The sequence below is a fragment of the Paracoccus sp. P2 genome (genome assembly GCF_046335115.1).
Lineage (GTDB): Bacteria > Pseudomonadota > Alphaproteobacteria > Rhodobacterales > Rhodobacteraceae > Paracoccus > Paracoccus pantotrophus.
In genome coordinates this window covers 1-8177 of sequence record NZ_JBGOSN010000083.1, presented here as the reverse complement: position 1 = coordinate 8177, position 8177 = coordinate 1, and the positions used below count along the sequence as shown (strand labels likewise).

General features: G+C 64.6%; 9 protein-coding genes. 2 read left to right on the top strand and 7 right to left on the bottom strand.

Annotation, left to right across the window (positions count from 1 at the left end):
• Positions 1–172 (top strand): biotin/lipoyl-containing protein (locus tag ACDP63_RS23585; protein ID WP_409928738.1); only part of this gene is annotated, 172 nt, incomplete at its 5' end.
• Positions 173–232: 60 nt separating this feature from the next.
• Complete coding sequence (locus tag ACDP63_RS23580) at positions 233–1105, top strand: MurR/RpiR family transcriptional regulator (protein WP_028710651.1); 873 nt, start codon at positions 233–235, stop codon at positions 1103–1105.
• Here ACDP63_RS23580 and ACDP63_RS23575 read toward each other — a convergent pair.
• From ACDP63_RS23575 to ACDP63_RS23545, 7 genes are all read right to left on the bottom strand, one after another.
• Complete coding sequence (locus ACDP63_RS23575) at positions 1102–1863, bottom strand: sulfite exporter TauE/SafE family protein (protein WP_051419749.1); 762 nt, start codon at positions 1861–1863, stop codon at positions 1102–1104. The genes ACDP63_RS23580 and ACDP63_RS23575 overlap by 4 nt on opposite strands.
• Before the next feature lie 60 nt (positions 1864–1923).
• Positions 1924–2937 (bottom strand): ABC transporter permease, encoded by a 1014-nt coding sequence (locus ACDP63_RS23570; protein WP_028710649.1) that lies wholly within the window; start codon positions 2935–2937, stop codon positions 1924–1926.
• 39 nt (positions 2938–2976) lie between these two features.
• The gene (locus ACDP63_RS23565) at positions 2977–4512 is read right to left on the bottom strand and encodes a sugar ABC transporter ATP-binding protein (protein WP_028710648.1); all 1536 of its coding nucleotides are present in this window, start codon (positions 4510–4512) and stop codon (positions 2977–2979) included.
• An 82-nt stretch (positions 4513–4594) separates the two neighbouring features.
• On the bottom strand, positions 4595–5524 hold the full coding sequence (locus tag ACDP63_RS23560) for a sugar ABC transporter substrate-binding protein (protein WP_114669377.1): 930 nt from the start codon (positions 5522–5524) through the stop codon (positions 4595–4597).
• Between the two features lie 303 nt (positions 5525–5827).
• Positions 5828–6784 (bottom strand): Gfo/Idh/MocA family protein, encoded by a 957-nt coding sequence (locus ACDP63_RS23555; protein ID WP_028710646.1) that lies wholly within the window; start codon positions 6782–6784, stop codon positions 5828–5830.
• 33 nt (positions 6785–6817) lie between these two features.
• Positions 6818–7756: a sugar ABC transporter substrate-binding protein gene (locus tag ACDP63_RS23550; RefSeq protein ID WP_074991221.1), complete on the bottom strand. Its 939-nt coding sequence runs from the start codon at positions 7754–7756 to the stop codon at positions 6818–6820.
• 27 nt (positions 7757–7783) lie between these two features.
• Positions 7784–8035: a hypothetical protein gene (locus ACDP63_RS23545; protein WP_409928737.1), complete on the bottom strand. Its 252-nt coding sequence runs from the start codon at positions 8033–8035 to the stop codon at positions 7784–7786.
• Positions 8036–8177 lie beyond the last annotated feature (142 nt).

Below are 8177 nucleotides of genomic sequence, written 5' to 3'. Positions count from 1 at the left end.
GGTCGCGGTCACGCAAGGCCAGAAGGTCAACCCTGGCGACCTGCTGCTGACCATCGAGGCCATGAAGATGGAAACCGCCATCCATGCCGACCGAGCCGGCGTGGTGAAAGCCCTCCACGTCAGGCCGGGCGAACAGATCGACGCAAAGGATCTCATGATCGAGATGGAATGAGAAGAAAGAGGGCTTGGCGCCCTGCAATAATTATTGCAGACTTGGCGGCAGAGGAACGCCATGCCAACAAGCCACCCGCCGCAGGATTACGAAGAGCTGATCCGCATCATCCATGATCGCCACGATCAGATGAGCAAGACCTATCAGCGCATCGCCGTCTACCTGACCCAGAATCCCAACGAGGTCGCCGTCCATTCGGTGAATGCCATCGCCGAACGCTGCGGCATCCACGCCTCGAGCTTCGTGCGCTTCGCGCAATCCCTGGGCTACAAGGGCTTCAAGGAATTGCAGGCGCTGTTCCAGAAGCGCCTGGCCACCGCCGCCCCGGGTTTCGAGGCCCGCGTCAAGGCGCTGGAAACCGAACTCAAGGGCGCGGGCGACCCGACCGAGATCGGCTTCCTGCGCGATCTGGTGGTGCGCGACATCGCCTCGCTCCAGCAATTGCTGGACGAGGTGAACCCCAAGGATCTGGCGCTGGCCGCCGACCTGCTGGACCGTGCGGACATCATCTATCTGATCGGCCAGCTGCGCTCGTCGCCGGTGGTGGAGCTTCTGCGCTATGTGCTGACCATGCTGGGCAAGCGCTGCGTGCTCTTGGACCCCGGCGGCGGGCTGGCCACGCATATCGGCCGCACCATTCGCAAGACCGACGTTTTGCTGGCGGTCTCGTTTCGCTTCTATGCCAACGAGGTGGTGAACGTGGTCGAGGAAGCGGGGCAGAAAGGCATCGACATCATCGCCATCTCGGACAGCACGCTGTCGCCCCTGGCGCGGTGGGCGCGGGTGCTGTTCCCGGTGCCCGAGCACGATTACACCTTCTCGCGCTCGCTGGCCGCGCCGATGTGCCTGGCGCAGGCGCTGGTCGTGGCCGTGGCCGCCCGCGTGCAGCACAATGACGAGGATCCGCGCATCCCGACCGTGACCGGAACCTAGAGCCCGGCCAACCCGTCCCAGACCAGCTTGACCCCGACCAGCGCCACCGAGGCATAGGTGAAGGGATAGAAGATGCTGGCGCGCATGTGGCGAACCACCCAGCCCCCGAGCCAGGTCGCCCCCACCGCCAACGGCAGCATGGCTGCGGCGCGGGCCAGGTTATCGGCGCCGAACTCTCCCAGCGCGGCATAGGGGACCAGCTTCAGCGCGTTGGTCACGGCAAAGAACATCACCGTGGTGCCGGTGAAGAGCTTCGGATCCAGCCGCAGCGGCATCATGTAGATCTGAAGGGGTGGCGCTCCGGCATGGGCGACGAAGCTGGTATAGCCGGCCAGCCCGCCCCAGAAGCGGGCGGCAGCCGGACGCACGCTGGCCAGTGCGGTGCCCTGCCCCGTTCCGCCAAGCGCGCGCACCACAAAGGCCAGCGAAACCAGTCCCACGACCAAGCGAACCGCCGAGTCCGAGACCAGTTCGGCACTGGCCCAGCCGATTCCGATGCCTGCGACCGCTCCGGGCATGATCCGACGCATGATCTGCCAGTCGACCCAAGCCCGCCAGCTTGCCACGCTGACCACGTCCATCACCACCAGCACCGGCAGCAGAATCGCCGCCGCCGTGACCGGGGGCATGACCAGGGCCATGAGCGGCACGCCGAGCAGGCTCATGCCGCCGAGGCCGCCCTTGGAAAGACCGACCAGGACAACGGCCAGCGCGGTCACGGCCAGTTCGGTCGGCGATGCGAAGATGGTCCAATGCATGGCGGTATCCATGAAAAAGGCCTGGAGCGAGGCGCTCCGGGCCCAAAGCCTGGGGGAAGGTCAGGCTTTCTTGCTGCGGGCGTTCTGGCGGAAGGTATCGGCCACGACGGCGGCGACGATGATCACGCCCTTGACGATCTCCTGGTAGAAGGCATCGACCCGCAGGAAGGTGAAGCCCGACATCATCAGCCCCAGGATCAGCGTGCCGATCACCGTGCCGAAGATCCGCCCGCGCCCGCCGCTGAGCGAGGTGCCCCCGATCACGGCCGCGGCAATGGCATCAAGCTCATACATCATGCCCATGCCGGCCTGAGCCGTTTCCGCACGGGCGGCGGTGACGATGCCGGCCAGCCCCGCCAGCAGCCCGGCGATGGCATAGACCTTGATCAGGTGGCGCTGCACGTTGATGCCCGAGACGCGCGCCGCCTGCGGGTTGGCGCCGATGGCATAGGTGAACTTGCCATAGCGCGTATAGCGCAGGGCGATATGGAAGATCAGCGCCACCGCCAGGAAGATGAAGACCGGCCAGGCGCCCGATCCGATCGCGGCGAAGCTGTCGGTGGGGAAGCTGATCGGCTGGCCCTTGGTATACCATTTGGCGATGCCGCGCGCCGTCACCATCATGCCAAGCGTGGCGATGAAGGGCGGAATTCCGGTCAGCGCGATCAGCGCGCCGTTGATCATGCCCGCGATCAGCCCAAGCCCAAGCCCGACGGCCAGCGGCACGATGACCGGCAGGTCCGTCAGCGCCGGATACATGGCCCGCGCGTATTCGCCCGACTGCGCGACGCTCATGGTGATCATCGCCGTCATGGCGACGACCGAGCCGGACGACAGGTCGATGCCGCCGGTGATGATGACCTGGGTGACGCCGATGGCGATGATGCCCACGACCGAGACCTGCAGGATCATGATCGTCAGGCGACGGGTGTTCATCAGGAAGCTCTGGCCCTGGAAGATCCAGCCCAGGATCTCGAAGACCAGCGCGACGGCGACCAGCACCAGCAGGATGTTCAGTTCCTGCGGCAGGCCACGCCGCTGTCGCTTGACGGGTTCGATCTGCACATTGTCCATGATAATATTCCTCCTCGGGCGCCGGGCGCCGCGCGAGCCTCAGCGGGCCGCCAATTCCATGATTTTCACCTGGGTCGCCTCGGCCCGGTCCAGGATGCCGGTCATATGGCCCTCGTGCATGACCATGATCCGGTCGGACATGCCCAGAACCTCGGGCAGTTCGGACGAGATCATGATAACCGCGACCCCCTGCTGCGCCAGGCGCGAGATCAGCCGGTGGATTTCCGCCTTGGCGCCGACGTCGATGCCGCGCGTCGGCTCGTCCAGGATCAGGATCTTCGGCTTGGTCAGCAGCCAGCGCGCGATCAGAACCTTCTGCTGGTTGCCGCCCGACAGGTTCTCGATCCGCTCATCGAGGTTCGGAGTCTTGATCCGCAGCTTGTCCTTCATCTCGAGGCAGAGATTGGTCATCCCCCGCTCATCGACACAGCCAAGCTTGACATGGCCCTCGTGCAAGGCGGCGATCTGCATGTTCTCGATGATCGTCAGCGGCAGGAAGCAGCCGGTCGCCTTGCGGTCCTCGGTCAGCAGCGCCATTCCCTCGCGCATGGCGTCGGCAGGCGAAGCGATGGTGACATCGCGGCCCGCAATACGGATCTTGCCCTCGGTGGCCGGCGTCACCCCGAAGAGCGCCTCTGCCACGTTCGAGCGGCCCGAGCCCACCAGACCTGCCAGCCCGAGGATTTCGCCGCGGCGCAGATCGAAGGTGATGCCGTGGAAGGTGCCCGGCAGGGAGAGGTTCTCGACCGACAGGATCACGTCGCCGATTTCCGCCTCTTCCTTGGGGAACATCTCGGTGATCTCACGGCCGACCATCATGCGGATGATGTCGTCGCGGGTCACCTCGGTACTGGCATGGGTGCCGACATACTTGCCGTCGCGGAAGACCGAGAACTCGTCGGCGATCTCGAACAGCTCGTTCATCTTGTGGGTGATATAGACGATGGCCACGCCGCGCGCCTTCAGGTCGCGGATGATCTCGAACAGGTGGTCGACCTCGGTTTCGGTGATCGCAGAAGTCGGTTCGTCCATGATCAGCACCTGGGAACGATGGCTGACCGCCTTGGCGATCTCGACCATCTGCCGCTGTGCGACGGTCAGGGTGCTGATCTGCGCGGTCGGATCGATCTTAAGCCGAAGCTGCGCAAACAGCTCCCGGGTCATCTCGGTCATCTTGCGGTGGTCGATCAGGCCGAGCGCATTTTTCGGCTCGCGCCGGATCCAGATGTTTTCGGCGACCGTCATCCAGTCCATCAGCGCCAGTTCCTGATGGATCATCGCGATGCCCTGTTCCAGCGCATCGAGCGGGCTGGCCAGAACGACCTCCTCGCCGCGCAAGCGGATGGTGCCGCGGTCGGGCGTATAGATGCCGGCGATGATCTTCATCAGCGTGGACTTGCCTGCGCCGTTCTCGCCCATCAGCGCGTGAACCGAGCCCGGCCGCAGCCGGAACTGCACGTCGTCCAGCGCCACCACGCCGGGAAACTCCTTCCGAATACCCTCGATTTCAAGGATATAGGGCAGGCTCTTTTCCTTGTAGCGTTCGATCGCCTCCAGTGTGGTCTTCGAAACCATCTTCCCCCCGAAAGACTGCCAGGGGACGCGGCCCCCGGATTGAGGTCCGGGCATCCGGTGCGCGACCGAATGCCCGCCCGGATCAGTTCTGCGTCTTGTATTCGGCGACGTTCTCGGGCGTGACCAGTTCGAAGGGAACGGCCACGCGCGGCTCGAACGCCTCGCCGCGGGCGATCTTCAGGACGGTGTCCAGCGCACCCTCGCCCTGGCCCTTGGCGGATTGATAGACGGTGACGTCCAGATCCCCCGCCTCCAGCGCCGCCAGCGCGTCCTGCGTGGCATCGACGCCGCCGACGATCACATCGTCCATCGAGATCCCCGATGCCTTGAGCGCCTGAACCGCACCAAGCGCCATCTCGTCATTGTTCGAGAACACGGCCTCGGGCTGCATCCCCGAGGTCAGCCAGTTGGTCATCAGGTCCAGCGCCGGGGTTCGCATCCAGTTCGCGGATTGCGAGTCGAGCACGTTGATGCCCTTGCATTCATCCGATTGCAGCACGCGTTCGACCGCCGCGGTGCGCCCGCGCTGCCCGGTGGTGCCAAGTTGGCCCATCAGGATGACCGCATCGCCCTCGCCGCCCATCAGCTTGCACATCTCGGTAGCCTGCAGTTCGCCCGCCTGCTCTTCGTCCGAGCCAACCCAGGCCTGTTTTTCCGGGAACTCGTCCATGTTGGCGGGCAGCATGTTGACGAAGACCAGCGGCACGCCCGCCCGGTCGGCGATGCGGGACATGGCCTGGCCGGAATCGGCATCGACCAGCATCACGATGATGCCGTCCACGCCCGAGGCGACGAAATTCTCGATCTGGGACTGCTGGCGGGCGATGTCGCCCTGGGCATCCTCCATCTGCACGGTAACGCCCAGATCGCCGGCGTGGCGCTGGATGTTCTGACGCAGCACGGTCAGGTAGTTGTCGTCGAAGAGCGACATCGCAACGCCGATGGTCTCGGCCTGAACCGTGCCTGCCATCAGCGCACAGAATGCGGTGGCCGTCGCGAATTTCTTGATCATGTGGGTCTTTCCTCCTCCTGTTACCTCCGTCCGATCTTCTCGTGTCGGACGAAGCCAAAACCTCGATGCGACAAGGCAATATCAAGCCGACTACGGAACCACCGTTCCGCCGCATCCATTCCGACCTGATGACGACCTCCCGCCATGTCCGAGAACCGTGAGCGATGCACGTCCCGCATCTTGCCCCTGGCCTCCGCGAGGCAGGGATTCCCTGCCTCGACATTGACCATAGCCCCTCTGCAACACAATTGCAATGAAAATTGCAGATACGTAATACGGCAACAAACGCTCTCTTGCGCATGTTTACATGCGAGGCGTCAGCGGCCCCCCGCCTGCTGGCAGATGCTCGACCAACTGCTGGCAATAGCCGGTCGCCAGAAGACCATCGCGGGCCGTCGCCATGTCCTTGCAGGGCCGGCCGGAACGGCATGCCCGCACCCAGGTCTGATCCTGCAAGCGATAGCTGTCGGCAAAGCGCCCGATCCAGTCGGGCGAATATCCGGCCTGCATCGCACCGCCGCGCCGCAATCGCACCTGCGCCGGTTCGGCCATGGCCACCGTCCCCTCGCGGCCGACGATCTCGGCATGGACGTGGTAGCCATAGGCGGCGTTCATGAACATCTCGACCGAGACGACCGCCCCGCGATCCGTGTGCAATTCGGCCAGCAGCATGTCGCCGGCATCGCCAACCTGCGTCAGGCTTGCCGAGGTGTATTCGGTGTCCAGCAACCAGCGGCAGATGTCGATCTCATGCACCATGGCATTGGTAACGATCATCGAGCCGTCGAACCAACGCGGTGCCTCGCGATTGCGATGCACGCAATGCATCAGCAGGGGCGCGCCGATCCGGCCCGCGTCCAAGGCGGCTTTCATTTCGCGATAGGCGGGATCGAAGCGGCGCATGAAGCCGACGCTGACCAGCTTGCGGTCCGCATCGGCCTTGACGATCTCGCGGCATTGCGCGACCGTCGAGGCCAGAGGCTTTTCGCACAGCACCGGCTTGCCCAGGCGTATGGCAGCCATGACCAATTCGTGGTGAGCAGCGTCAGGTGCGGCGACCAGCACCGCCTCGACCAGGTCGCTTTCGATCAGTTCAAGGCCCTCGGCAAAGACCTGCGCGCCATAGGCAGATGCGCCTGCCCGGCCCGGATCGGGGTCGGAAACCGCGACGAGCCGCGCCCCCGAAATCTCCTCGGCGAAAAGGCGGGCATGAAACCCGCCCATGACACCGGCGCCGATCACGCCAATGGCCAGGCTCATCTGCAATCCCTCCGCATGGCGAGAGAGTCGGTTTCAGCGCGCCAGGTAGTCATCGACATTCTCGGGAGTCACAAGTTCGAACGGGATATAGACGGCGCGCTCTGCCAGTTCCTCACCCCGCGCCATGGCGGCGGCGACCTCCAACCCTTTGCGCCCCTGCCCCGCCGCGTCCTGGAAGACGGTCAGATCGATGTCGCCAGCCTTCAGCGCCATCAGCGCGTCCGGCGTCGCGTCGATGCCGGCCACGACGACATCGTCGGGGTCGACCATTGCGGCCTTCAGCGCCTGCGCAGCACCGATGGCCATTTCGTCGTTGTTGGCAAAGATCACATCCGGCGTCAGCCCGGCGGTCAGCCAATTCGAGACCAGATCCGACGCCTTGCTGCGCGACCAGTCGGCGACCTGCATGTCCTCGATCTTCACGAAATCGCAGTCGGGCGTCTTGACGAAGTCCTGCACCGTCTCGGTCCGCACGCGGCCGGCCTGAATGAACAGGTCGCCCGCCAGGATGACGCCCTTCGCCTCGTCGTCGCCGAGCTTTGCCTTGACGAGGCGGCAAGCCTCGGTGGCCTGGATCGTGCCCGCATCGATCTCACGCGAGCCGACGAAGGCTTCCAGCGGCCCGAGGCTCTCTACATTCGGCGGTTCGCGATTGATATTCACGATGGGAACGCCGGCATCGTTCGCCATCTTGTCCATCTGGGTGATCGCATCGGAATCCACCGCGACCACGATGATCGCGTCGACCCCGGACGAGATGAAATTCTGGATCTGGCTCAACTGCCGGGGCACATCGTTTTGCGCATCCTCGAATTGCAAGGTGACGCCCTCGGCGCGGCCGGCCTCTTCGATGCCCTGGCGCAGGATGGTCAGGAAATTGTTGTCGAATTGCGCCATCGCGACGCCGATTTCCTGCGCCTGCGCACCGAATGCCGTCATCGCGAAAGCGGTGGTGATCATCAGTCGTTTCATGTGGTTTCTCCTCCTCGTATTCTTCCGTCAGGCGTTGAAGGCGCAGGATACCCACGCCCCGCCTTCGGCATTCGAGCGGATCGCGGCCTGGATGAAGGCAACGCCCGCTGCGCCCTCCTCCAGCCCCGGATAGGCCAGCAGCCCGTCCGGCAGATCGCGCCCTTCGCGGCGGGCCTCGATGGCGATGGCGAATTCCTCGTAGAGATTGCCCCAAGCGTCCGAGAGTGCTTCGGGATGGCCGCGCGGCATGTGGACGAAGCGCGCGGCATCCGACAGCATCCCTGCGCCATGCCCGCGCGAAATGCGGATATGCGGTGCATTTGTCAACGGCGGTGCAATATCCGGCCACGCGGCGGAGTAAAATCCGGCCACGCGGCGGTGACCGGCGCCATGGCGCGCGCGCTTACCAGATAGCTGGCGC

Excerpts from the sequence above, each read along its gene's own strand:
- ACDP63_RS23580 (WP_028710651.1), top strand. The coding sequence starts at position 233 with ATGCCAACAAGCCACCCGCCGCAGGATTACGAAGAGCTGATCCGCATC.
- ACDP63_RS23575 (WP_051419749.1), bottom strand. The coding sequence starts at position 1,863 with ATGCATTGGACCATCTTCGCATCGCCGACCGAACTGGCCGTGACCGCG.
- ACDP63_RS23570 (WP_028710649.1), bottom strand. The coding sequence starts at position 2,937 with ATGGACAATGTGCAGATCGAACCCGTCAAGCGACAGCGGCGTGGCCTG.
- ACDP63_RS23565 (WP_028710648.1), bottom strand. The coding sequence starts at position 4,512 with ATGGTTTCGAAGACCACACTGGAGGCGATCGAACGCTACAAGGAAAAG.
- ACDP63_RS23560 (WP_114669377.1), bottom strand. The coding sequence starts at position 5,524 with ATGATCAAGAAATTCGCGACGGCCACCGCATTCTGTGCGCTGATGGCA.
- ACDP63_RS23555 (WP_028710646.1), bottom strand. The coding sequence starts at position 6,784 with ATGAGCCTGGCCATTGGCGTGATCGGCGCCGGTGTCATGGGCGGGTTT.
- ACDP63_RS23550 (WP_074991221.1), bottom strand. The coding sequence starts at position 7,756 with ATGAAACGACTGATGATCACCACCGCTTTCGCGATGACGGCATTCGGT.
- ACDP63_RS23545 (WP_409928737.1), bottom strand. The coding sequence starts at position 8,035 with ATGCTGTCGGATGCCGCGCGCTTCGTCCACATGCCGCGCGGCCATCCC.